This window comes from Pedobacter aquatilis (genome assembly GCF_030409415.1).
GTDB lineage: Bacteria > Bacteroidota > Bacteroidia > Sphingobacteriales > Sphingobacteriaceae > Pedobacter > Pedobacter aquatilis.
In genome coordinates, this window is the sequence record NZ_JAUFPW010000029.1 from 20,794 (window position 1) to 44,640 (window position 23,847).

Genomic DNA, 23,847 nt, shown 5'->3' on the forward strand with positions numbered 1-23,847 from the left:
AACAATTATCCTGTTCAACAGATAACCAATTTCAACGATTAAACGGTTAACCAATTCAACAATTAACCAATTAACCGCTTAGTCAGTTCATCAATTAACCAGAAAACAACCACATATATGTTAAATTTCAATCAACCAATGCTTCGTGATGATGCTTTAAAAGGTAAAACTATCCTAATTACAGGCGGTGGTACTGGACTAGGAAAGGCGATGGGTATTTATTTTTTAAAATTGGGTGCCAACTTGGTTATCACCAGTCGTAAGCAAGATGTTTTGCAAAAAACGGCTGATGAAATGGAAGAGAAAACAGGCGGTAAAGTTTTGGCTGTAGCTTGTGATGTACGCGAGATTGAACAAGTTGAAAACGTTCTCGCAAAAACAATCGAAAAATTCGGTTCGGTAGATGCGCTTTTGAATAACGCTGCGGGTAATTTCATCTCGCCGACCGAGCGCCTTTCAGCGAATGCATTTTCATCAATAATTGATATTGTATTAAAAGGCACAGTTAATTGTACTTTAACTTTTGGAAAGCATTGGATAAAAGAAAAACAAGCTGCCACGGTTTTGAATATTATTACAACTTATGCTTTTACAGGCTCTGCGTATGTTGTTCCGTCTGCTTGTGCAAAAGGAGGCGTATTAGCTTTAACGCGTTCGCTTGCGGTTGAGTGGGGTAAATATGGCATCCGTACAAATGCAATAGCACCAGGTCCTTTTCCTACAAAGGGCGCTTGGGAAAGATTGTTACCCGGAGATTTGGCCAAAAAGTTTGATTTTAAAAATCGTGTGCCATTAAAAAGAGTTGGCGAACACCAGGAGCTTGCAAATCTTGCAGCATTTCTAGTAAGCGATTTTTCTGGATATATCAATGGCGAAATCATCACAATTGATGGTGGTGAATGGCTTCAAGGTGCTGGTCAAATGAACGGTTTAGAAGCTATCCCGAACGAAATGTGGGATATGTTGGAACAAATGACCAGAAGCGCAAAAGGAAGTTAAAAAAATGAAAGATGTAATATGGATGATGGAAAATGCTGGACTTTCCATCATCCATGTTTTTTCCCTTATCCATCTACCATTTTCCCTTATCCATCTTTTTCCATCGCCCATTTACCATTTTCCATCCCTCATTTATTATCTTTGCCCACATGAATATCTTACTATTAGGTTCAGGTGGCAGAGAAAGTGCATTCGCCTGGAAAATCAACCAGTCTTCACATTGTGATAAATTGATTATTGCACCTGGTAATGGTGGTACTGGCGCTTACGGAACCAATATCAACATCAGCGTAAACGATTTTGATTCAATTAAAAAAATTGTTTTAACTGAGCAAATTGATATGGTTGTAGTTGGACCGGAAGAACCATTGGTAAACGGTATTCATGATTTTTTTCTTGCTGATTCAACCATTGCACACATTCCCGTTATCGGACCAAAGAAAGAAGGCGCAATTTTAGAGGGTAGTAAAGATTTTTCTAAGCAGTTTATGGAGCGTCACGGCATTCCTACTGCAGCTTCACGTTCATTTACCCCAGATACTTTAGAAGATGGATTAGCTTACCTTCAAAACCATGCTTTGCCAGTGGTTTTAAAAGCTGATGGATTGGCGGCAGGTAAAGGCGTTTTAATTTGTACTGAAACTATTGAGGCTCAGGAAGAACTTAAGCTAATGCTAGGCGGCAAATTTGGTGCTGCTGGCGCAACAGTTGTAATAGAAGAATTTTTAAATGGTATCGAGCTTTCTGTTTTTGTTTTAACGGATGGCGAAAACTACATCACTTTACCAGAAGCTAAAGATTACAAACGCATTGGACAGGCCGATACAGGTTTAAATACCGGTGGTATGGGTTCTGTTTCTCCGGTTCCTTTTGCATCAGCAGAGTTTCTAAATAAAATTGAAGAAAGAATTATTAAACCAACGGTAAATGGTTTAAAGAAAGATAATATCGATTATACGGGTTTTATTTTCTTTGGCTTGATAAAAGTTGGAGACGAACCTTACGTTATCGAATACAATGCCCGCATGGGTGATCCGGAAACAGAAAGTGTTATCCCAAGAATAAAAAATGATTTGGTTGAACTTTTTATGGCAACTGCCAATAAAACTTTAAACCAGGTTAAGCTCGAAATTAGCGAAGAAACTGCTGCAACCGTAATGATTGTTGCTGGAGGATATCCGGGCGAATACATAAAAGGGAAAGCCATTTCAGGCATTGAAAACCTTCGTCATTCTAATGCTTTCCATGCCGGAACTTTATTGGATAATGATGTTGTTAAAACAAACGGTGGGCGTGTAATTGCCATCACAAGTTTGCAAAAAGATTTGTTTACCGCACTTCAATCAGCAACTGCTGATGCTGGCAGAATTTATTTTGACGGTAAATATTTTAGGGAAGATATTGGTTTCGATTTAATTTAATTTTGATGGATATCAAACTGAAAAAAACACTGAAGAAAATTTCAGAAACTGCGATTAAACAAGGAGAGTTCATATTTACTGATGAACAAACTAAGTTGAAATGGTTAGGAAATGAGCCAGCTTCTGCGGATGAGATTAAGCAACTGGAGGAGAGATTACAAATCACTCTACCAAAAGATTATAAAGACTTTCTATCGATTACAAATGGCTTTACTACCCCAAATGAAAACATTGAGCCTACTTTTGAATCGACGGTTAATGTTGGGTTTTTAAAGGATATTGACCCGGAAATAATTGAAATTTGGATTAATAACGATGAACTTTTGGATGTTGCAATTAAATTAGCCAGAAGCATTATTGTTGGTGGCAGAAATCAAGAGCAATACTTCCTCTTAGTTCCGCCATTATCAGAAAGTGGCGAATGGGAATATTGGAAATTCGCATCATGGATTCCTGGAGAAGACCCATATGAAGGTATAGAGAATTATTTTATCAATGCCCTCGATTTTCTGAAAGGGGCTTAGGAAAATCGGTTTTAAAATCAAAAGCCACAGATTAACAGATTATTTTTACCTAAAATCTGCTAATCTGTGTCTTTCCTATATTATAGAAAAAATCTTACTTCGATTTGCTGCCTAAAAGCTCTTGCAATTTACTTTGTAAGGCTTCTTCTCTTAATCCCTTAGCGATAATTTTACCATTTGGGTCTATTAAGAAGTTGGCCGGAATAGAACGGATGCCATACATCACTGCCACTTCATTTTCCCAGAATTTTAAATCTGAAACTTGTGTCCAGTCTAGTTTATCATCAGCAATGGCTTTCACCCATGCATCTTTTGCACCTGGTCTATCTAAAGAAACGCCTAAAACAGTAAAACCTTTATCCTTAAATTTGTTATAAGCTACAACAACATTTGGGTTTTCCTGACGGCATGGTCCACACCAAGATGCCCAGAAATCCACCAAAACATATTTACCTTTAAAATCAGATAGCTTTACAGGCTTACCATTAACATCATTTTGTGTAAAATCCATTGCCATTACACCAACAGCTGTTTTTTTAGTAGCTTCTAAAGTTTTAGCTAGAGTTGTACCAATTTTAGTTGCTCTTAATTCAGGGCTTAAGCCTGCAAAGGCAGTTTCAACTTGCGTTTGAGCATTCGGATCTCCAGATAACTGGCTTAATGTTACCAAGCTTACATAAGATTTTGGATTACTTTTAGCGAAAGCTAAATAAATTGGCGTCATTTCCTCCGAAGCTTTTTCAAAACGCTCACGTATACCAGATACAATTGCTTTATCTTCCTTTTCTGCTGCGCTAAGTTTGGCGTACTCAGCATTTAATGCTTCGAGTTTGTCTGTAGCAGGCTTTAAGCTAGCTTTTAATTTTGTATTATCATTATTGGCTGGAGTTCCGCTTACAGCTATTGATTTAATTGAATCAGCAGAGCTTACTACAATATTCCCTGGCTCCAAAAATAAATTCGCATAGTCTAAGTTTTTGGTATTTGCACCTTTAACATAAGGATTTATTTTTGCGAAAAGATTACCAGATATTGGATCGGTAGCAGTTCCTTTAAACTCAAATTTACCATTGGTAACGGCAGCAGAATCTGTTTTGCGCTGACCATTTTCGTTGTAGATAAGATAAATCTTGTCGCCGGTTTTTAAAGCTTTTGCATCACCCTTAACCGTAAAGGGCTTTTGAGCTAGTGCAGCGAAAGGCAGAATTGCCATTGCTGATAAAATTATTTTTTTCATTAGTTGGTTTTTTAAGTTTGATGAGGGTTAAAACTCTTAAAATCAAATGTAAAGAAATGTAATCTTATCAGGTTATAATTTATGTAAAATTATGATAGTTTTTGGTATGTACGCCACCATAAATCAGGCATATCGCCATTTACTGCAGTCTGATAATCATCATAACGGCATGGAACCAAATGATAACGCTCATTTTTAGATTGCTGCGCAGGGTATGGAACCTGCATCCACCACCTATCTGATTTTTTGCTTTTCACGAATGTCATCTCGCCAGAACCATCTTTTAAACTTGTTCTGTAGATAATAAATTGAGATTTTGGAGTCAATGGAAAATCCTTTTTACGAGCATAAAAGCCATCTACAAAATACCAAACCATTTGTGCCAGTAAAAATGCAGTTTGACCATTATTATCATAGGCTGGGTTAAATTCGTAAAAACCGATAGAAGTTAACTTATCATTCATGCCTGCATAACGGGCAATTCTGCAAGCTTCTTCACCATCAAATCCGTTAGGCGTTGTATTCGCATTTGCAGCAGCATCAGCAGAACGTATGGCGCCAATATCAAAACTCACCATATTCGCATTGCGGATTATTGGTTCGGTAAGGGTAATGTCTTGTGCAAATTCGCCAACACGGTGTGCATCAAAATAAAGCTTATCCATAACGTTTAAACTTTCCTGATTTACAAAATAAGTTTGATAGCCAAGGTTACTGAAGTTGAAGAGATAGTTAGGCTGATGCAAGAATATTTTGTTCAAATAACAATCAGAACGGGTTTCAATGCCTTCACTTTCGTGCCCGTCGATATCAAATTGGTTGTCAACAACCACCAAATCTACTTTTTGCTCTAAATCTTCATAGCCTAAATATTGAGCGTATGTGATGTCTTGTCCGCCGCCAATAATTACCGGAATAATGTTGTTTTTAATTAATTCAGAAACAGCCATTTTCACTGCAATGTAAGTGTCAGAAACGTTAGCCCCTGGTCTTATATTTCCTAAATCGACAAGTTTGCTTTCAAAAGCACCTTCGTTAAGCTTGTAAAACTTTTCTCTAAAATAATCAGGGCCAATTCCGCAGCCTTCATTATTTACCGCATTTCTTCCATCTAAAACTCCAAAAATTGCAATATCAAATTTACCTTCTTCCAAATCGGGAAATGATTCAGTATGAAATTCAGTCTTCATGCCCAGCTGACTGGTTAAAAAACCTTGTTTTGGTGTAAATTGATCAATATTTAAGGGAGAAAAGAAATCGGTTAATGACATATATTTAAAACTATCGCCTCAAATATCTATTTTTGAAAGCGTATTTTCACCAATAGCCCCAAAAAATATAATGATACTCGTAACCGGCGGAACGGGATTTTTAGGATCTGAATTAATAAAACAGCTTACTGATAATGGTTTAGCCGTGCGGGCGCTGAGAAGAAAAACATCTAAAATCCCATCGCTACTTGCAAACATAAAATTAATTACTTGGGTTGATGCCGATATAAACGAGCTCGCTGATTTGGAAGAAGCCTTTGTTGGCATTACAAAAGTTTTCCATTGTGCAGCTTTTGTTTCTTTAGATTCGAACCATAAAAAACAACTTTTCCATGTTAATATTGATGGAACTTCAAACCTTGTAAACCTCTGTTTAGATAATAATTGCAGATTGGTGCATGTAAGTTCTGTTGCAGCTTTGGGCGAACCTAAAAAAGGAAATCAAATTACAGAAAAAGATGTTTGGGAATACGATGCGAAGGCTCATGCTTATGGTTTATCTAAATATGAAGCCGAAATGGAAGTTTGGCGTGGCATAACGGAAGGGCTGGATGCCGTGATTGTTAATCCATCCGTAATTATTGGTAAAAATGCTGGTTTTGAAGGTAGTGGTGCAATTTTCAAATTGGTAAAAGGCGGCTTTCCGTTTTACACGAATGGCGCATCGGGTTTTGTTGATGTTGAAGATGTTGTAAAATCGATGATTGCACTTATGGATAGCGATGTTATTGCAGAGCGCTATATTATTTCTTCTGAAAACATCCACTATAAAGATTTATTTACTTCGATTGCCAACGGTTTTGGCGTAAAGGCGCCAACCAAAGAAGCTAAACCCTGGATGCTTGGAGTTGCCTGGAGAGCCTTAAAATTCTTCTCCTTTTTTACCAGAAGCCAACCATCAATTACCAAAGATACAGCCAAAAGTAGCGTAACTTTAAGCTACTATTCAAATGATAAAATCGTAAACCAAATCGGCATACAATTTAAGCCACTTTCAAATAGTATTGCAGAAATCACCCAACACTTAAAATAATGCCTAAACAAAAAGCCTACTACATTATTGATTTTGATAGCACTTTTACACAAGTAGAAGCATTAGATGAACTTGCCAGAATTTCTTTAAAAAAGCATCCGCAGAAAGAATCTATTTTTCAAAAAATTGAAGATTATACCAATCTGGCGATGGAAGGAAAGTTGTCTTTTTCTGAAAGTTTAGCGCAGCGTGTAAAATTATTAGAGGCAGATGAGGAGCACTTAAAACAATTAATCAAGCATTTGAAGAAAAAAGTTTCGACTTCTTTTTCTCGAAATGCAGAGTTTTTTAAAAAACATGCTGATGAGGTTTTGATTGTTTCTGGCGGATTTAAAGAATTTATAACGCCTGTTGTAAGTCAGTATCACATTAAAAAGGAAAACATTTATGCCAACACTTTTGTAACCACAGGTGATGGAAAAATTATAGATTACGACCATGCAAATCCATTAAGCGAGGAAGGTGGAAAGGTTAAATTGCTACAGCATTTAAAATTAGAGGGTGAGCTTTTCGGTATTGGAGATGGATATTCAGATTTCCAACTTCGTGAAAGCGGTTTGATCAATAAATTTTTTGCTTTCACTGAAAATATCGCCCGTGAAAGTATTGTTGCAAAAGCCGATCACATTACACCAAGTTTTGATGAGTTTTTATATGTGAATGATTTGCCAAGGGCAATTTCATATCCAAAAAACCGCATTTTATGTCTGGTTATTGGTGATGTTGATCCTAAAAGTATCACACTATTGAAAAATGATGGTTTATCAATCAGGCATAAAACGAGCTTCGAAGAAAAGTACGTTAAAGATGTTGGCGTAATTTTACTTGCAGATGGAGAGAAAATTGAAAAAATTCAGCTTAAAAATGCTGTAAAACTAAAAACGATAGGTTATTTAGGCAATTCAAAAAATAAAATCGATTCAGCGTTGTGTACCAAAATGGGCATCGTCATTTTTGATGATGCTAAGGGAAACCCTCGTAACTTCGATTTTATACCTAAAAGGATTATCTATTTTATGAACACCGGAGCAACTTATCTGAGCACGAATTATCCGAATTTGCAATTGCCAAAAATTGATAAATCGCACCGTTTAATCCATATTCATAAAAATGTGCCAGGTATAATGGCGCAAATTAATACGGTTTTTGCGAAGCATAATATCAACATTGTTGGTCAATTCTTAATGACCAATACAGATATCGGCTATGCCATTACAGATATTAATACGGAGTATGATAAGCAATTGTTTAAGGCGCTTAAAAAGATTGAGCATACCATAAAATTCAGAGTTTTGTACTAAGGTATTATTGTCATTCTGATAAAAGCGAAGAGTTTCTTCAAGGTTTTTCGCTAAAATAAGAATGACAAATTCATTTAAAAATGATGCCTCTTTATTAGCAAATGTTTTGGGCTTCCCACAGCTTGAGAACGGTAAATTCCGCTGTGCCCAGAAAATAGATATGCAATAACGCAGGCAATAGCAATGTAAATACCACTGCTGCTTCCGAATAATTCGATGCCCATTATCATACAAGCTAATGGTGTATTTGCGGCACCAGAAAAAACAGCCACAAAGCCCATGCCTGCTAACAATGCAATCGGTAGCGGTATAAAAATGCTTAAAAAGCTGCCTAACGTTGCGCCTATAAAAAATAAGGGGGTTACTTCACCACCTTTAAAACCGGAACCTAAGGTTAATGCAGTTAAAAATATTTTTATCGCAAAGGCAAAATATGGTTGCTGGATTTGGAATGATTCTGCTATCGTTGGAAGACCTAATCCAATATATTTAAAAGCATCCGTAAAGAAAATTAAGATGACCAATATTGCTCCACCAACAACTGGTCTTAATGGCGGATATTTTATGTTTGAGAAAAGTGTGCTGAAACCGTGACTCAGTGCTGAGAAGGCACGGGCAGCAAGCCCAAATAAAATTCCCGCGGAAATAGTTAGTAGAAGATTTAATGCATTTAATTGAGGTATAACATTTATCTCATAATGGCTGTGACTAACACCCCACGTCTTACAAACATAATCTGCAATGACCGCAGTTAAAAATGAAGGTAACATAGCGGTGTAAAATAAGCTTCCGATGATGAAAACCTCTAAGCCAAAAACTGCACCAGCCAATGGTGTTCCAAAAACCGAGGCAAAACCTGCGCTTATTCCACAAATTAATATAACTTTCCTATCTCTTGGCTTTAGTTTGAATAGTTTTGTAAACTGATCTGCAAATGCTCCGCCAATTTGAACTGCAGTACCTTCTCTTCCGGCTGAGCCACCAAATAAATGTGTAATGATTGTTCCACCAAAAACCAAAGGCGCCATTATTAATGGTATTATTTTTTTGGGGGTTTGAAGTTCTTCAATCAGTAAATTATTGCCTTTTACAGCATCTTTACCAAAATGGTAGTAAAATAACCCAATGAGCAAGCCTGCTACTGGAAGCAAATAAATAATTTGTGTATTTTCCTCCCGATAGGTAGTAACGAAATCAAGGCTAATAAGAAATAGAGCAGATGCGGTGCCTACAATGACTCCTAATATAATTGAAATAATAAGCCACTTTGTTAAGCTTAACCATAAAACACGGACATCTAATTTTAAGAATCGGGTAACAGATAGAAGAAAAACTTCCATTAATTTTTTAACAGGCATTTGAATCAATTTTTATAAATCGTAGGAGTCATCAGCCTGTTTGGGCGGTTTTGGCGGTACCCCATCGCCATGCGCTCAAATTTATAAAATTTAGCTTTTGTTGCAAAATGTTTAACACCTTTGTAAAGAATAAATATTGCTGATGGATTTTACACCAGAAATTAAAAACAAGCTAAATCAATTACAGGAAAAATATACTGCTATGGGGCAGGATATGGCTTCTTACCTTGATGGTTTATTGTACGCTGATTTTTTAACCTATTGGGATTACATACATTTGGATACGCTGTTAAGTCTGCAAAGTCCAAAAACGCCTTTTCCGGATGAAGAAATATTCATCATGTACCATCAGATTACGGAGCTTTATTTTAAACTAGCCATACATGAATTTAATCAGGTTGCTGAACATGATAATCTTACCGTTGAATTTTTTACAGCCAGGGTTAAAAGGATAAACGCGTACTTTAATGCCTTAACAACTTCGTTTGAGGTGATGGTTGATGGCATGGAAAAGGAACAATTCCTGAAATTCAGAATGTCGCTTTTACCGGCTAGTGGATTTCAATCTGGCCAATACAGAATGATTGAAATTAGCGCAACAGATTTCATCCGCCTTACAGATAAAAGCAAACGCGAAGAACTAAAAAATGCTTCGATTGAAGAACAGTTTGAACACATTTACTGGAAATTTGGTGCAACAGAACTCGCATCAGGTAAAGAAACACTAACCTTAAAGCAATTTATCAAGAAATACGCTGCTCAATTTTTGGAGTTAGCAAAAAATAGAGCATTAAGCAATTTTGCAGCTTTGTACCATAAGTTAGAAGCCAAAGGCGATGATATAACTTTATTGGCAGAAGAATTGAGAAAGCTCGATTTATATGTTAATGTAGAATGGCCTTTATCGCACTATAAATCTGCAGTTCGCTATCTCGAAAAAGACCCTGTAGATATTGCCGCAACAGGCGGTACAAACTGGCAGAAATATTTACCTCCGCGTTTCCAAAAAAGAATATTTTATCCGTTTTTATGGACTGAAGAACAGATGGATGAATGGGGTAGAGGATGGGTGCTTAGTGTGCTTAAAACACTAAAGAACAAAGATTAATATCCTAAAATACTATTAAGATAGCTCGTTTTTTAGTACCTTGCGCAATATAATTAATGATTGAATTAGAGAATGCATGTCTATTACTCATTCAAAAAGCAATCATTCAAAAATTAAATAACAATGACTGAAACATTAGATATAAAAGTTGTTAAAGCCGATAAAACACGTTTATCAGTTACAGATTTTTCCCAATTGCCATTTGGTAAAGTTTTCACCGACCACATGTTTACAGCAGATTATGAAGATGGGGAGTGGAAAAATTTACAGATTTTGCCATACGGACCAATTCCAATGAGTCCGGCTATTTCTGCTTTACATTATGGTCAAGCAATTTTTGAAGGTTTAAAGGCTTATCGCCAGCCAGATGGTAAAATAAGTCTCTTCCGTGCGGATAAAAACTTTGAGCGCTTTAATAAGTCTGCTGCAAGAATGTCGATGCCGACAATACCTGAAGAGATTTTTATGCAAGGTTTGGCGACTTTAATTAATATAGATCAGAAATGGGTACCTGCTCAAGATGATTATGCATTATACATTCGTCCGGTAATGTTTGCAACCGACCCTTATTTAGGCGTTAAAGCTTCAGATACTTATAAGTTTGCCCTGCTTACTACGCCAACTGGTCCGTATTACAGCAGTGCTTTAAAAGTTAAAATTGAAACTGAATTTACAAGAGCAGATGATGGTGGCGTTGGTTTTGCAAAAACGGCTGGTAACTATGCCCGTTCGTTATACCCATTTGAACAAGCCAAGAAAGAAGGTTACGACCAACTTATCTGGACAGATTCTGTGAACCATGAATATATTGAAGAAGCCGGAACTGCAAATTTAATCTTTGTTATCAACGGTAAATTGGTTACGCCTTCTGTGCGCAGTACGGTTTTAGATGGTGTAACTCGCGATACAATTATAAAATTAGCTAAAGCCGCAGGTGTAGAAGTTGAGGAACGTAGAGTTTCAGTAAAAGAAATTATTGAAGGTATCGAAAACGGATCTTTAACCGAAGCTTTTGCTGCCGGTACAGCTGCAACTGTTACTCAAATTGGTGAAATTGGTTATTTAGGCAAAACCTATAAATTAACTGATTCTGCTACAAGAACAATTTCGAATGGTATTGCGAAAAAATTAAATGATATTCGTTACGGCTTAATAGCAGATGAATTTGGCTGGAACTGGGTTTTGTAAAACTTAAATAATTTGAAGTTATGGGTCTTAATTTTGCCAATAAGCATGAACGTTTAACTAAGCCCAAGCGCAAAATCTACGAATACGAAACACAGTTTTAATGGCAAAAACATTTATTAGAACCGTATCACGTTAATTATATCTAAAAAGCTCCAAACTAATCATTTGGAGCTTTTCTTTTTACTAACCTTAAATAAAAATCTATTTGATTTTTAATTTTTGAGTTGTACTATCTAAGAAAATGTAATTCAGCATACAGAAAGAAGCAATTGCGCCGAACGTATGCCATAAAAAATGAGTGCCAATTTCCAATATTTCCCACTTATCAGCAATTCTAAAAGTTAGCGCAAAAATGAAGGCGAGTAGTGCAAAACCTACCCATTTGCCATTCTTCCACTCGGTTTTTAATAAATATCCAAATACCGGGAACAACACTAAAGCTGCCATGAATGCATAATTTATGTTTACGAAAATCTGAAAATCGCCACCGGTAAATTGTTTCCTTAATACAAGTTGAAAAATAGCATATACCAAGACAATTAATACGGCGAAATACCATTTTGTAATTTTAGCCAAAAAGTAAATTCCTGCCGATAAACATAGCAGCATTATTGGCATCCAATCCATCATAATAAATATCGGCCAGCGCCTTAAGCCATGGTAAGTTGTTCCGCCAATGCCACCAATGTAAAGCAAAACTAAGGCAAATGATAGGAACTTATATGTTTTAAATTTCCTCCAAACTTTAAAACTAAAATAAACTGCAATAGCCAGAAAGAAACAACTTGTAATTGTATTGAGCGGTTCGGGGAAGAAGTTTGCCAGATTGGTTTCGGTATAAATTGTACCTCCATCTGGTGGGGTTTGAATTAGTGCATTCATATTTTGCAACATGAGTTTTTTAATAATTGCAATGTGCATTTATAAACTCAATGTTTTATCGCTTAGTGTTGGGCGCTAAGTAAAAAAATTGCGACTGAAAATTAATAAAATAGTAATATGATATGATTTGTAAGTCGGGCGTACTTATAAGATATATTATAGCAAATCGGTGTAAGGAATTTTTATTATGACAAACCTTTTTTTAATCCTTCGTGTTGCTTAAGTACATCGAAACTATAAAAAAATAAAGATATGAATACTACAACATTAACAGCGGAGGTTTTAAATGACCTTGTTCAAATTAACAACGATAGAATTGAAGGTTATGAACGAGCTCGCAAAGAATTAAAAGATGGGGATGCAGATTTAAAATCTTTATTCTTAAATATGATAGAAGAAAGCCAAAAAAATAAGTTGGCATTGGCTCAAGAAATTGGCGTTTTAGGAGAAGACGTTGAGACAGGTACAACCAATTCTGGTAAAATTTATAGAGCATGGATGGATGTTAAAGCTTTATTTACAGGTCATGATCGTCAAACTGTATTAAACAATTGCGAGTTTGGTGAAGATGCGGCACAAAACGCTTATAAAATGGCTTTAGAAGTTGAAGGTGTTCCTGCAAATATTAGAGAATTGATTTCCGAGCAAAAGGCTTCATTAAGAGTTTCTCATGATGAAATTAAAAGATTGCGTGATGCACATGCTTAAGTCATAAATTTAACATCATAGGATTTTTTTATTATATTGTCGACGACTAATACATAAACAAAATCTATTTTGAATATATCCAATTCATTGAAGGCGAGTAACGAAAATTGCAAAATTTGTTACTCGCCTTTTTCCAATAAATACCTTGTGAAAGAAATGATGTTTGGCTTTCGCGACGAATTTAAATACAATCAATGCTCAAGTTGTGGCTGTTTGCAAATTGCGGAATTTCCTAATAATATTGACAAGTATTATCCCCCGTATTATTACTCCTTTAATGCTGAAACGGCACTTTTGAAAAGACAGCCATTTCTGAAAAGGCTTGTGGGTCATTTTAGGTTGAAAAAGCTATTCAAAAAGGACCGACCAGCCTTGCGCTATCTAAAACCAATTAATCCAAATTTCTCAGATAAAATTTTGGAAATAGGCTGCGGCAAAGGCAAACAAATTTGTGATTTATTTAACCTTGGTTTTGAAAATATTGAGGGTGTAGATAAGTTCATCCCAAAAGAAATTGATCATGGTTTTGGTGTACGTATTCTTAAAAAGGATATAAAAGAACTTAATACCAATACTTATGATTTAATTATCATGAACCACGTTTTGGAGCACATGCCCGAACAGCAGGATGTTTTAAAGGATTGTAGGCTATTGCTTAATGAAAAGGGTTGTTTGCTTATAGCCATTCCTATTGTTGCAGAAGCTTTTAATGTATATAAAGAGAATTGGGTACAGTTGGATGCGCCAAGACATTTTTTCCTCCACACCGTAAAGAGCATGAAAATCTTAGCCGAGCAGACTGGTTTCCAAATTAAACATACGCTTTTTGATTCATTAAACTTCCAGTTTTGGGCAAGCGAATTGTATAAAAAAGATATAGAGCTCTTTCCCGCAGAAAATAATCGATTAGCTTATCCTGTAGAAAAGTTTTTCACTACAGATGAAATTGATTATTTTGAAAAGCAGTCGGTAAAATTAAATAAAGAAGGCCAAGGCGATACAGCAGTTTTTTATTTATATAAATCCTAAATAGGAATATTTATTGCCCAACAATCCATTTGATTCTATTTACTTTATTAATCAAGTAAACCAAAAAATAACTCGCAAAATAAGCCATAAAAAATCTTACGTATTGAATTATTACTAATTCAAATGATGATTTTCCGGCTGATGTAATGCCTAGAGGATTAAAGATTGTGGGCAATACCTGTACTATAATTATATAATGGATTAAATGAATTCCGTATGTGCTACTACGGGGATTTAATTTTTTAATCCACTGAGGATTACCTAAGCGGTATAAGAAAACAAAGCATACTAATGAATACACAATGTTGGTAAACTTTAAAGTATTGTATGGATCAGCTTTTACACCCGCATTTATTAAATAGTAACTTTCCCAGCAAGAAATAACTAAGGCTATAACAGCAGCCAAACCTAATGTATATACAGAACGCCTCTTAACCCATGTGTTAAATTCTTTAAAATATTTGTGTAGAATTACGCCTAGCCACAAATAAAAAACAAAGCCTAATATAGCTGTAGTATGCGTGCTGTAAATCCACTCGTGGTATAAATTAATAGAGTAAAATAATGAGCATAATCCTAAAAAAATACCAACTTTATAGCTGTATAGATGCTTTCTGAAAATTAATAAAATTGAAATACTCCCTAGAAAGTTCAGAATAAACCAAAAACTTGTTTTAACCACAATATTATAAATGTGTTCTCCAAGGCCCCAAAGTGGTTCTTCGAACATTGGCGACCAACTATGTTTTATGTAAACAACAAACAGATTGGCATATATTAGAATCAAAAATATACATACCCAAAACAACCAAGGTTTAAACGTACCATCAAAACGTCTTTTTAAATATTGTAACGATGTTGTAGTATGTATTTTATCGCCAATTAAAAAGCCTGCAAGTATGTAGAACATAATTGTACCGAACTTAAAAACCTGCATGGTAAAGAGCTGGATTGATTGCTCATAAACATCCTTAAAAAATTTAGGTTCAGGCCACATATAAGTATGTTCTATAACAATTGTTATAATGGCGATAAATCTAAGTGAATCAATAAAATCGTAATTTGCTCTCTCTTGTTTTTTTGTAGCACCATCCATAATTCTGCAATATTATAAACTAAATGTGAATAATCATTGAATAATGTTTATTGCTTATAATATTGATATAAATTTTTAGTATTAGTCTTAACTATTATAATTAATTTCCATATTTAGTAATAAGTTGTTTAGTTTATCAGGTTCAATGGCTAAATTACAACAGTCACCTCCTTCTATAACTAAGTTTTCATTATCAGGTTCTCCAAAAAGATAATAGTATTTTAAATCTAATGCATCAGCTAAATGCCAAAAACATTGATTATGATAAATTTTATCTCTTCTAAATTCTAATACCGAACCATATTTAGGCATAAACATTGTGTTTACTAACCCAGCTCCATGGATTGAAACAATTGATTTTGAAGACGCAGCTTTTAAAATTTGTTCTTTCCAGCTCATGTCTTCAAATCGAACTATCTCGTATCCATTACTTTTTACAACATCTTGAATATAATCCTCGTTCAAAACTTTTCTATATCTAGCTTGGTCGCGGGTAATGTATATTTTGCTAAGGTTAGCTTCATTTTTCAATTTGCCCCCGATGTAATTTTGAATATCTTTCATTATTTTATCATTGGTGTAACCTGTTAAACAAGTATGGGTTACGATTGAAAGGTTTTTAACTTTTAGGAGCTCGTTTTCCTCAATAAACTCTACACCTGCAGGCTTTAATTCAAAAAAATCAAGTGATTCTAATCCAATATTTAAAACATATTCTGTTTTAGGTAATAATATTATAAAGTCTTTAAGAAACTCTTTTATAGAGAATAATCGAGGTAAAACATCACAAAACCAATGGTAATGAGCATTTGACCAATCGTCAAACGCTAATAAATATCTTCTGTTATCTAATTTCCTTTTTTTCTTTATCAATACCTTTTTAATGTAATGCTTTCTGCTTAAGAATTTTGGAATGGTTTATCATCAAGTAATGAAAATTTATTAAGCTTCATTTTTCTTTGCTCGTATGCAAAACCACGATAATTTACAATACAGTCCATTAAATCGATAATTTTTATATCAAAGGTTTTGTATGAAAACTCGCGTCTGCAAAAATCTAATTCGCCTTCAGAGTAATTGACTGGCATTCGTCTATGAATCAAATAACTTTCCAAAATATCTATTGGCATAAATTCTTTGTGTTTTAAATTAAAAATTTTAAGGGTCTATAATTCAATATCTTAAAGAAAAATTAATGAAGGAAGTGTTAATGACATTTATCAGCAATTTTTATTATTTGAAAACAAAAGTAACATTAAGCTTTAGTGAAGTTGTATTTTTTTTTATATCGTTTGCTATAAATGAGGTTCGAATATTTAATTTCGTGTATAATCTATATTAAAAGCCCGAATTTTCAATGATATCTATAATTATATCTTCAAGCAACCGTATTTTTTTAGAAAATATAACCAAAAATATTACCGAAACTGTTGGGCTTACTTTCGAAATTATTAGTTTCGATAATGCAGATGGTAAAAAGGGTTTATCAGAACTCTACAATGGAGGTGCAAACAAGGCAAAGTATGATCTTGTATGTTTTATGCATGAGGATGTAAACATCAAAACTAAAAATTGGGGAGTTGTTATAGCTAATATTTTCGAGCAAAATGAAAAGGTAGGTTTAATTGGCCTTGCAGGTAGTTCGTATAAAACGCTGGTTCCTTCTGGGTGGTTTTGCGATGCCGGATCAAAGATAACCAATCATGTAAATATGCTTCAACGGTATAAGTTTAGTGAAACAGAAACTAAACTTGTTTATCAAAACCCAAAGGGCGGCTCAATTTCAAAAGTTACAGCAGTTGATGGCGTTTGGTTCTGCACCAAAAAATCAATTGTCAGCGAATATCCGTTTGATGGAACGCTTTTTCAGAAATTTCACTGTTACGATTTAGATTTTTCTTTTAGCGTAAGTCAATCTTATGATGTAATGGTAACTTATGAAATATTATTGGAACATTTTTCTGAGGGAAATTATGATAAAACCTGGATAGAAGAAACGCTCAAACTTCATGAAAAATGGAGCAACTATTTGCCATTAGATTATGAAGGCTTAAGTAAAAAGGAAAAATTTATTGCCGAAAAATATTCTTTTCGTGTTTTTATAAAGCAAATGTTAACTGTGGGGTACTCTAAATTCGAAATTTTTAAGATATTCTGGAACAGCTCATTTCGAAAACACAATCTTAAATTATTTTTTAAACTAGTAAAGGAAATTCGCCGAACTCAAATTTCGTAACCAGCAGATTTAAAATACGGACGCCAGAAATCTAAATGTAAATCCCAGGCGTGGCAGCCAAAAGGTAACTTTCCATCTGTTATTTCAATTGCTCTTTCTGGTGCTGTTTCAATAGAAAAATGGATTGCTTTTTTATAAGGCGGAACTGTAATCCTCTTTGATCTTCTATTTACCTCAATTGTCCAAAACATATCCTCATTAAAATATCCTGAGTTTTGATATTTGTATGAATTTACTAAATCGGGTTGCTCAACGCAGAAGTTGTAAAAGGCAGAAACTTTTCTTAACGAAAAGCCTCCATTACCAACATTATTATTCATTTGACGTTGAATTTCAGGCTTACCATGTTTATCCAGGTAATTATATCTTCTGTGGAGATAAGTTCTGATTTGTTCCTTAAATTTTTTAAAAAGCGTTGGATATTCTTTTTCTCTTAACCAGGGCGCTCCAATATAGTCATAGCCTAAGTTACACCAATACTTCAATTCGTCAGCAAAAACAAAAGCATCTAATTGATAGATAAGCATGTATTCATAACTCAAAAATGCTTTATAAAAATCTGTTTCCAGCATCAAATCATTATAGCTAAACACATTTTTAAAATATTCATCTGAGAAAGAAATTACACCTTTTACAAACGACAAATCAAAGTTTATAGCTTGCTCATTTAAACTCTTCGGTTTAATTATTATTACATCATGTGATGATAAAATTCTTTGACATTGACTTAGCGCAATTCTCTCCAATACCGTTAAATCTGTTTTATATATTGGAATAATTACCGTGTAGTTAGACATTATTGCGCTTCCTTTTTCGTAAATAAACTTAAGGTACTCATTAAACCTTTTAATATTTTAAAAGCGATTTTGTTTTTTGAGATGGCTAGAAACTGTTTTGTTCGCTTTGAGTTTAATACTTTGATATTTTTATAGTCTTCAATAAATAGGGGAAAATACTTCTCCATTGTTTTAGCTCTTTCAGCATGCATTAATTTATGATTATCAATAACAGATGAAATGCCTTCAGTATCATAATTACAGATAACCTGATCTATGTGCTGATATGATACATTTGCCTTGCAAATAGTATAAATAAAAAACGCCCAATCAGATACTATTTTATACTCTTCATTATAATAAAAAAAATCATCAAATAAAGTTCGTTTTATGAAACTTGCCTGATGCGAAAGATTATGCTCCACAAAATAGCTAAACGTAAGTTTATTCGGATAGGTACGAATTTGCTCACCATTTTTTTCTATATATGCAGCATCTCCATAGTAGATATCAATATTTTTATCCAGATGAGGAATAGCTTTTTCTAATGTTGAATTTTCATAGAAAGAATCACCACTGTTTAAAAATAAAATGTAATCTCCTGTAGCTTTGCTGATTCCTTTATTCATGGCATTGTACACGCCAGTATCTGTTTCACTAATCGAATAGGTAATGTTTGCCTGCTCTTTAACTAATACGCTTTCAACACCATCAGTACTTCCGCCATCAATAATGATAAACTCAAAGTTTTTCCAGGTTTGAGCTTTAACACTGTCAACGGTTTTTTGCAACCCGATTTTGTTATTAAAATTTACAGTAACGATGGATAATTTTACGCTCATTTTTAATAATTATGTATCGAGTTTTTTAAATAATTCAGTTAACTTTTTAGAAACTTCAGCAGGTGTGTAATCAAAAATTGATTGATACGCATTTTCTTTTACCCTATGCCAAAGATTAGCATCCTGATACAATTGAATAATTTTATCAGCAAAATCTTTTCTTTCATTAGCGAGCATCACATTTTTTTCATGTGTTAAATTCATGCCCTCGGTACCAATTTCTGTTGATACAATTGGTAAACCAAACTCTAAACTTTGCCCGATTTTACCTTTCATTCCGGCTCCGTATCTCAGTGGTGCAACAAAAATTCTTGAGTTTAGAAAATACTCACTTACATCTTCTAAAAAACCAGGCACAAATACATTATCTCCAGCTAAATTTTTCACCTCATCTGGCGGGAAACTACCCAATAAATAAACGGGTATTTTGCCGAGCTTATTCCATACCAAAGGCATAATTTCATTAATCAGCCATATCACAGCATCAACGTTTGGCTCGTGTTTATATCCACCAATAAAAACAATTCCCTTTCGGTTTTCAAATTTAATTTCTGTTTCAGGAATACTTAAAGCGTGTACATTCGGGATAACAGTAATATTGTTAATGCCCTCTTGCTCTAAAAGTTTTAGTTCAGTATCGGTTACAACAAGCGTCGCGTCTGCCTCTTTTGCCAGGTTTAATTCTATTTTTTTAAACTTTATGGCTTTTTTATTCAGCTTTTCATTTTGCTCTTTTTCTGCCTGCCTTAACATCCGCACAAAATGTAAATCAACAGTATCGAATATAATTTTAATCTTTCTATTCGATTTTAATATTTTTCTGAATTCGATATTTAAAATCGGTCTAGAAATCCATGCAAAATCAATATGTTTTTTGAGCCCATCGAGATTATAAAGCAATCCATTTCTATCTGGCGAATTTAGAAGAACATCAACGCCCAAATCAGTTAACTGTTCGTAATAGGGCGAAATTTTTATTCCGTTATTTGGAAGGTAAATAACATTGAAATTTAAGTTTTTTAAAATTTTTATGATTTCAAACAACCGTTTCGAACCTGAAGATTTATCGTGTTGAGGTAGATCATCATCTATAACCAGAATTGTTTTTTTTGATGAATCTAAAAAATTAAAGACCATGGCTATTGGTTGTGTATTCTTAAACCATGATTTTATTTTACTCAACATACGGTAACTTTCTTTATACGATTAACGAACAAAAATATAATATTAATCCTTTAAATGTGCAGCAATATTATTTTGAACTCTCCCGGTATATTAATTTTATTAAAGAGAAAACAGAACGTTTTCTGATGTAGAAAAGTGATTTTACATTAGATACTAAGGTGTTAAAAAGCTTTGTTGAGAAACTATCCGTATTTAATAGCTCATAACCATTTAATAAAGATTGAATAAATTCTTTTAGATTTTTAGGTGTTAAAGGATGGTTGAGGAATAAATTTAGATGCGCTTTTCTGGTTGTTTTAGCATCAGTTTTATCTTTTCCGGTAGAGCTTTCTTCATGTTTACGATGAAGCACAAGTTTATCTGTTAAATAAGTAATTCTACCCGTGCAAGCGGCAGTATAGGCTAACCACCAATCGTAATAAAAATGGGCTGGAAATTCAGGTGTTAAGGTTAAAAGTTCTTTCTTTATTAGGCAGGTATGACCAGAAACGCAGTTATAATAAAGTAGGTTTTTTGCGCATTCACCTTTTACAAAACGATGGTGCGAAAGCGTACTTTTTCTTGTTGATTTGTCTTGATTATCAATAAACTCTGAATTGTGGTAAATCAAAAGATTATCGCCAATGTTATTAACTAAAACAGAAATTTTGTTTTCGAGCCAAATATCGTCCTGGTCTGCAATGGCAATAAAATCACCGGAACAATTATCTATCGCCTTTTTAAAATTCTGATTGAAACCTAAATTAAAATCATTTATCCAAAACTTAATATTCTGATTTTTTGCGGCGTAATATTCTAAAATTGCTGCCGTTCCATCACTCGAAACGTCATCGCTAATGATAATTTCCAGATTTGGGTAATCTTGATTTAAAATTGAATCGAGTTGCTTAGCGATGTATTTTTCGCCGTTGTAGGTGCATAGAGCGATAGAAACCAGAGGTTGTTTAGTAGCCATTATTTTCTACGCTTATGTAACCCGTTCCACATCCTAACAAAAAACAAAAACAATGGGTTTCCGCCTAACTTGCCTAAAAATGTCCCCGATAAATGAAAAACTGTTGAATTGGTTTGTATCCATCTGCTTCTAAAAAAGCGATTGTATTTATTTATTAACTCGGTTCTAATTCTAAAAAAGTCATCGTCACGATTTCCACGGCTTTTATGCGTTAAGTTAAATGGGATCACGTAAGATGAAAAACCATTTAGTTCGGCTTGCAATACCAAATCGGTTGCGTACAAATGAAAACCGTTTAAATTATTCGAAACTTTAAGGTTAGCACTATTTTTTACCAAAAGGAAATTTTCATCTAAACCTGTAACTTTTAATGGAAACTTTCCTTTGTTCATAAAAGTTCCATCAGGATAAGAAATATAATATACGATATGGTTTGGTCCGGCTGCACCGGCATTGCCACAAACGCCCCAGCTGGGGTCTAAATTATCGAGTTGCGCCAAACATTTTACTAATTCATCATAACCATCTTTGTTTATCAAAATATCTTGATGGCAAATAATGATATATCTCCCTCTTGCTTTTTTTAGAAATAGATTGATGGCAGAAAATGCATCGAAATTATTTTTTTCTGCGTTATCTGCATAAATAAATTCGCACTTATCTTCGTTAAAACCTTCCGTTAAAAATGATTCGAGCATTTCGTTGTACTCTTGTTTTCGGGTTACAAGTGTACATATCGAAAATTCAAAAGCGTAATTTTCTGCCTTAATAGAATTTGCGATATTTAAAATACTACTCATTTTAATCGTTAAATGCTTGCATGTCAATTAAACGTTTGTACAGGCCATTTTGCGACATTAGTTCCTGGTGAGAACCTGTTTCGATAACTTCGCCCTTATCAATCACCACAATTTTATCAGCATGCTGAATAGTGCTTAAACGGTGTGCAATTACAATAGAAGTTCTGTTCTTCATCAAGTTATTTAATGCTTCCTGTACCAATTTTTCTGATTCTGTATCTAATGCAGAGGTTGCTTCATCTAAAAGCATAATCGGTGGATTAGCTAAAACGGCTCTGGCAATACAAACGCGTTGTTTTTGTCCACCTGATAATCTATTGCCTCTATCACCAACCAAAGTCTGGTAACCGCTTTCCGTATTTTCTATAAAGTCATGCGCATTAGCAATTTTTGCTGCCGCGATAACTTCGGCTTCTGTAGCATCTGGTTTTGCAAAAGCGATGTTATTAAAAATGGTATCGTTAAACAAAAACGATTCTTGATTAACAGTACCCATATTGCTGCGAATACTTTCTACAGTTAAATCACGGTAATCGTGACCATCGATTTTCACAGTTCCTGATTTTGGGTCGTGAAAGCGAGGAATTAAATCCATCAATGTACTTTTTCCACCACCCGATGGGCCAACTAATGCAACGGTTTCTCCTTTTTCTATCGTTAAATTAATGTTTTTCAAAACCTGTTTTTCGCCATAACTAAAAGCAACATTTTCGAAAACTAATGATTTTCCAAAGGTATCTAATGTTTCAGCTTTAGGCTTATTGGTGAGTTCTGGTTTGGTATCAATTAATTCTAAAACACGCTCGCCAGCCGAAATACCAGAATGAATGCCGCTAAAAGAATCGGTTATGGCCTTTATTGGCTGCATAACCTGACTAAAAGTTGCAAGGTAAACCACAAATTCACCGCCTTTTAAATTTCCCTGACCAGTTAAAATCATTGTACCACCGTAAAGCAAAATAAAAACAACGACTAATACACCCAATGTTTGCGATACGGGAGATGCAAGCTGTTGTCTTCTTGCCATTTTACGATTTAAAAATGAATAGAATTTGTTTTCTTCGCCGAATTTTTCCTTAACTCTACTCGATGCGTTGAAAGCTTTAATGATTTTAATTCCGCTTAAAGATTCATCCAAAAAGCCAATCATTTTAGCGAAGGATTCATGAGATTGGGTTGCCTGCTGCTTTAATCTTTTAACAATTTTACTAATGATAAAACCAGAAACCGGAATTACTAAAAGCGAAAACAAAGTTAATTTTACAGATATAGATAACAATACGGCAATAAAAAAGATTAGTTGTAGTGGCTCTTTAAAAACAACCTGCAAAGTGTTTGTAACAGTAAATTGCACCACCTGTACATCAGATGCAACTTTAGAAATTATATCTCCTTTTCTTTCATTGTTGAAATAGCCAACATGCAAATTCATCACATTGTTGAATACCGTTTTGCGGAGGTTTAGCAAAGTATGTACCCTTAAATCTTCCATGTATCGCTGAGAGAAATAACGGAAAAAATTTGAAAGTAACACTGTTATCACAATTACAATACAGATTATTTTTAAGGCATAAACATCACCGTGTTGAAGACTAATCTTATTAATGTACTCTTGAAAAATCTCTCTTGGGTCTACAAGAGATTTGCTTTCTGTGGTTGGTATTGGAGTTGAGCAATCGTCTTTTAAAAACAATGCAGTCATCAACGGTCCTAATAAAGTGAATAAAAACGTATTAAAGATAATAGCAAAAAGCGTTGCAATAACATAAGGTATGGCAAACTTTTCAATGGGTTTTGCAAAGGATAGTAAACGAAAATAGGTCTTCATTTTATAAAAAATGGAATATGTATGATGGATGATGAATAAACACCATCCAAAAAAAATCTAATTAAAACTT

At 34.3% G+C, this 23,847-nt stretch carries 23 protein-coding genes and 1 riboswitch; of the genes, 10 read left to right on the forward strand and 13 right to left on the reverse strand.

Features of this window, described 5'->3' with window-relative positions:
• Positions 1-117: 117 nt before the first annotated feature.
• The 3 genes from QWY86_RS11995 to QWY86_RS12005 all read left to right on the forward strand — a co-directional run bounded on the left by QWY86_RS11995 (position 118) and on the right by QWY86_RS12005 (position 2,944).
• Positions 118-999: an SDR family oxidoreductase gene (locus QWY86_RS11995; RefSeq protein ID WP_290242441.1), complete on the forward strand. Its 882-nt coding sequence runs from the start codon at positions 118-120 to the stop codon at positions 997-999.
• 149 nt (positions 1,000-1,148) lie between these two features.
• The gene (gene purD / locus QWY86_RS12000; protein ID WP_290242443.1) at positions 1,149-2,420 is read left to right on the forward strand and encodes a phosphoribosylamine--glycine ligase; all 1,272 of its coding nucleotides are present in this window, start codon (positions 1,149-1,151) and stop codon (positions 2,418-2,420) included.
• 5 nt (positions 2,421-2,425) lie between these two features.
• A complete protein-coding gene (locus tag QWY86_RS12005) occupies positions 2,426-2,944 on the forward strand; it encodes an SMI1/KNR4 family protein (RefSeq protein ID WP_290242445.1) in 519 nt (172 codons plus the stop codon).
• Between the two features lie 94 nt (positions 2,945-3,038).
• Here QWY86_RS12005 and QWY86_RS12010 read toward each other — a convergent pair whose 3' ends face one another.
• Positions 3,039-4,181, reverse strand: a complete 1,143-nt coding sequence (locus tag QWY86_RS12010) for a TlpA disulfide reductase family protein (RefSeq protein ID WP_290242447.1) — start codon at positions 4,179-4,181, stop codon at positions 3,039-3,041.
• 89 nt (positions 4,182-4,270) lie between these two features.
• Positions 4,271-5,452: a formimidoylglutamase gene (locus QWY86_RS12015; RefSeq protein ID WP_290242449.1), complete on the reverse strand. Its 1,182-nt coding sequence runs from the start codon at positions 5,450-5,452 to the stop codon at positions 4,271-4,273.
• 70 nt (positions 5,453-5,522) lie between these two features.
• On the opposite strand from QWY86_RS12015, the gene QWY86_RS12020 reads away from it, so the two are divergent.
• On the forward strand, positions 5,523-6,485 hold the full coding sequence (locus QWY86_RS12020; RefSeq protein ID WP_290242450.1) for an NAD-dependent epimerase/dehydratase family protein: 963 nt from the start codon (positions 5,523-5,525) through the stop codon (positions 6,483-6,485).
• Complete coding sequence (locus QWY86_RS12025) at positions 6,485-7,786, forward strand: HAD-IB family phosphatase (RefSeq protein ID WP_290242452.1); 1,302 nt, start codon at positions 6,485-6,487, stop codon at positions 7,784-7,786. The genes QWY86_RS12020 and QWY86_RS12025 overlap by 1 nt, the downstream gene beginning before the upstream one ends.
• 74 nt (positions 7,787-7,860) lie before the next feature.
• On the opposite strand, the gene QWY86_RS12030 is transcribed toward QWY86_RS12025, so the two are convergent.
• Positions 7,861-9,144 (reverse strand): voltage-gated chloride channel family protein, encoded by a 1,284-nt coding sequence (locus QWY86_RS12030; protein ID WP_290242454.1) that lies wholly within the window; start codon positions 9,142-9,144, stop codon positions 7,861-7,863.
• A gap of 15 nt (positions 9,145-9,159) precedes the next feature.
• Positions 9,160-9,222, reverse strand: a riboswitch (Fluoride riboswitch).
• Positions 9,223-9,286: 64 nt separating this feature from the next.
• On the opposite strand from QWY86_RS12030, the gene QWY86_RS12035 reads away from it, so the two are divergent.
• Both QWY86_RS12035 and QWY86_RS12040 read left to right on the forward strand, forming a co-directional pair.
• Positions 9,287-10,252, forward strand: coding sequence for a tryptophan 2,3-dioxygenase family protein (locus QWY86_RS12035; RefSeq protein ID WP_290242456.1), 966 nt, complete (start codon positions 9,287-9,289; stop codon positions 10,250-10,252).
• Positions 10,253-10,375: 123 nt separating this feature from the next.
• Complete coding sequence (locus QWY86_RS12040; protein ID WP_290242457.1) at positions 10,376-11,440, forward strand: branched-chain amino acid aminotransferase; 1,065 nt, start codon at positions 10,376-10,378, stop codon at positions 11,438-11,440.
• A 201-nt stretch (positions 11,441-11,641) separates the two neighbouring features.
• Here QWY86_RS12040 and QWY86_RS12045 read toward each other — a convergent pair whose 3' ends face one another.
• On the reverse strand, positions 11,642-12,322 hold the full coding sequence (locus tag QWY86_RS12045) for a hypothetical protein (protein WP_290242458.1): 681 nt from the start codon (positions 12,320-12,322) through the stop codon (positions 11,642-11,644).
• 252 nt (positions 12,323-12,574) lie between these two features.
• Between QWY86_RS12045 and QWY86_RS12050 the strand changes: the two genes are divergently transcribed.
• A complete protein-coding gene (locus QWY86_RS12050; RefSeq protein WP_290242459.1) occupies positions 12,575-13,030 on the forward strand; it encodes a ferritin-like domain-containing protein in 456 nt (151 codons plus the stop codon).
• A gap of 294 nt (positions 13,031-13,324) precedes the next feature.
• The gene (locus tag QWY86_RS12055; RefSeq protein WP_290242460.1) at positions 13,325-14,059 is read left to right on the forward strand and encodes a class I SAM-dependent methyltransferase; all 735 of its coding nucleotides are present in this window, start codon (positions 13,325-13,327) and stop codon (positions 14,057-14,059) included.
• A gap of 10 nt (positions 14,060-14,069) precedes the next feature.
• Here the strand turns inward: QWY86_RS12055 and QWY86_RS12060 are convergent, their stop codons facing one another.
• From QWY86_RS12060 to QWY86_RS12070, 3 genes are all read right to left on the reverse strand, one after another.
• Complete coding sequence (locus QWY86_RS12060) at positions 14,070-15,155, reverse strand: acyltransferase family protein (RefSeq protein ID WP_290242461.1); 1,086 nt, start codon at positions 15,153-15,155, stop codon at positions 14,070-14,072.
• A gap of 87 nt (positions 15,156-15,242) precedes the next feature.
• Positions 15,243-16,028 carry a glycosyltransferase family 61 protein gene (locus tag QWY86_RS12065; protein ID WP_290242462.1) on the reverse strand — a complete coding sequence of 262 codons (786 nt, stop codon included), beginning with the start codon at positions 16,026-16,028 and terminating at the stop codon, positions 15,243-15,245.
• A gap of 26 nt (positions 16,029-16,054) precedes the next feature.
• Positions 16,055-16,285 carry a hypothetical protein gene (locus tag QWY86_RS12070; RefSeq protein ID WP_290242463.1) on the reverse strand — a complete coding sequence of 77 codons (231 nt, stop codon included), beginning with the start codon at positions 16,283-16,285 and terminating at the stop codon, positions 16,055-16,057.
• Between the two features lie 227 nt (positions 16,286-16,512).
• On the opposite strand from QWY86_RS12070, the gene QWY86_RS12075 reads away from it, so the two are divergent.
• On the forward strand, positions 16,513-17,391 hold the full coding sequence (locus QWY86_RS12075) for a glycosyltransferase (RefSeq protein ID WP_290242464.1): 879 nt from the start codon (positions 16,513-16,515) through the stop codon (positions 17,389-17,391).
• On the opposite strand, the gene QWY86_RS12080 is transcribed toward QWY86_RS12075, so the two are convergent.
• The 6 genes from QWY86_RS12080 to QWY86_RS12105 form a co-directional block, all read right to left on the reverse strand.
• A complete protein-coding gene (locus QWY86_RS12080; protein WP_290242465.1) occupies positions 17,379-18,188 on the reverse strand; it encodes a DUF5672 family protein in 810 nt (269 codons plus the stop codon). The genes QWY86_RS12075 and QWY86_RS12080 overlap by 13 nt on opposite strands.
• Positions 18,188-19,009, reverse strand: a complete 822-nt coding sequence (locus tag QWY86_RS12085; protein ID WP_290242466.1) for a glycosyltransferase family 2 protein — start codon at positions 19,007-19,009, stop codon at positions 18,188-18,190. Before QWY86_RS12085 ends, QWY86_RS12080 begins: the two co-directional genes overlap by 1 nt.
• Before the next feature lie 9 nt (positions 19,010-19,018).
• On the reverse strand, positions 19,019-20,146 hold the full coding sequence (locus QWY86_RS12090; protein ID WP_290242468.1) for a glycosyltransferase: 1,128 nt from the start codon (positions 20,144-20,146) through the stop codon (positions 19,019-19,021).
• 115 nt (positions 20,147-20,261) lie between these two features.
• The gene (locus tag QWY86_RS12095; RefSeq protein ID WP_290242471.1) at positions 20,262-21,149 is read right to left on the reverse strand and encodes a glycosyltransferase family 2 protein; all 888 of its coding nucleotides are present in this window, start codon (positions 21,147-21,149) and stop codon (positions 20,262-20,264) included.
• Positions 21,149-21,949 (reverse strand): hypothetical protein, encoded by an 801-nt coding sequence (locus QWY86_RS12100; protein ID WP_290242473.1) that lies wholly within the window; start codon positions 21,947-21,949, stop codon positions 21,149-21,151. The genes QWY86_RS12095 and QWY86_RS12100 overlap by 1 nt, the downstream gene beginning before the upstream one ends.
• Before the next feature lies 1 nt (position 21,950).
• On the reverse strand, positions 21,951-23,777 hold the full coding sequence (locus QWY86_RS12105; RefSeq protein WP_290242476.1) for an ABC transporter ATP-binding protein: 1,827 nt from the start codon (positions 23,775-23,777) through the stop codon (positions 21,951-21,953).
• Between the last annotated feature and the right edge of the window lie 70 nt (positions 23,778-23,847).

Bases quoted from the DNA above. Each gene is read 5' to 3' on its own strand.
- QWY86_RS11995 (WP_290242441.1), top strand. From the start codon at position 118: ATGTTAAATTTCAATCAACCAATGCTTCGTGATGATGCTTTAAAAGGT.
- purD (WP_290242443.1), top strand. From the start codon at position 1,149: ATGAATATCTTACTATTAGGTTCAGGTGGCAGAGAAAGTGCATTCGCC.
- QWY86_RS12005 (WP_290242445.1), top strand. From the start codon at position 2,426: ATGGATATCAAACTGAAAAAAACACTGAAGAAAATTTCAGAAACTGCG.
- QWY86_RS12010 (WP_290242447.1), bottom strand. From the start codon at position 4,181: ATGAAAAAAATAATTTTATCAGCAATGGCAATTCTGCCTTTCGCTGCA.
- QWY86_RS12015 (WP_290242449.1), bottom strand. From the start codon at position 5,452: ATGTCATTAACCGATTTCTTTTCTCCCTTAAATATTGATCAATTTACA.
- QWY86_RS12020 (WP_290242450.1), top strand. From the start codon at position 5,523: ATGATACTCGTAACCGGCGGAACGGGATTTTTAGGATCTGAATTAATA.
- QWY86_RS12025 (WP_290242452.1), top strand. From the start codon at position 6,485: ATGCCTAAACAAAAAGCCTACTACATTATTGATTTTGATAGCACTTTT.
- QWY86_RS12030 (WP_290242454.1), bottom strand. From the start codon at position 9,144: ATGCCTGTTAAAAAATTAATGGAAGTTTTTCTTCTATCTGTTACCCGA.
- QWY86_RS12035 (WP_290242456.1), top strand. From the start codon at position 9,287: ATGGATTTTACACCAGAAATTAAAAACAAGCTAAATCAATTACAGGAA.
- QWY86_RS12040 (WP_290242457.1), top strand. From the start codon at position 10,376: ATGACTGAAACATTAGATATAAAAGTTGTTAAAGCCGATAAAACACGT.
- QWY86_RS12045 (WP_290242458.1), bottom strand. From the start codon at position 12,322: ATGAATGCACTAATTCAAACCCCACCAGATGGAGGTACAATTTATACC.
- QWY86_RS12050 (WP_290242459.1), top strand. From the start codon at position 12,575: ATGAATACTACAACATTAACAGCGGAGGTTTTAAATGACCTTGTTCAA.
- QWY86_RS12060 (WP_290242461.1), bottom strand. From the start codon at position 15,155: ATGGATGGTGCTACAAAAAAACAAGAGAGAGCAAATTACGATTTTATT.
- QWY86_RS12070 (WP_290242463.1), bottom strand. From the start codon at position 16,285: ATGCCAATAGATATTTTGGAAAGTTATTTGATTCATAGACGAATGCCA.
- QWY86_RS12075 (WP_290242464.1), top strand. From the start codon at position 16,513: ATGATATCTATAATTATATCTTCAAGCAACCGTATTTTTTTAGAAAAT.
- QWY86_RS12080 (WP_290242465.1), bottom strand. From the start codon at position 18,188: ATGTCTAACTACACGGTAATTATTCCAATATATAAAACAGATTTAACG.
- QWY86_RS12085 (WP_290242466.1), bottom strand. From the start codon at position 19,009: ATGAGCGTAAAATTATCCATCGTTACTGTAAATTTTAATAACAAAATC.
- QWY86_RS12090 (WP_290242468.1), bottom strand. From the start codon at position 20,146: ATGGTCTTTAATTTTTTAGATTCATCAAAAAAAACAATTCTGGTTATA.
- QWY86_RS12095 (WP_290242471.1), bottom strand. From the start codon at position 21,149: ATGGCTACTAAACAACCTCTGGTTTCTATCGCTCTATGCACCTACAAC.
- QWY86_RS12100 (WP_290242473.1), bottom strand. From the start codon at position 21,949: ATGAGTAGTATTTTAAATATCGCAAATTCTATTAAGGCAGAAAATTAC.
- QWY86_RS12105 (WP_290242476.1), bottom strand. From the start codon at position 23,777: ATGAAGACCTATTTTCGTTTACTATCCTTTGCAAAACCCATTGAAAAG.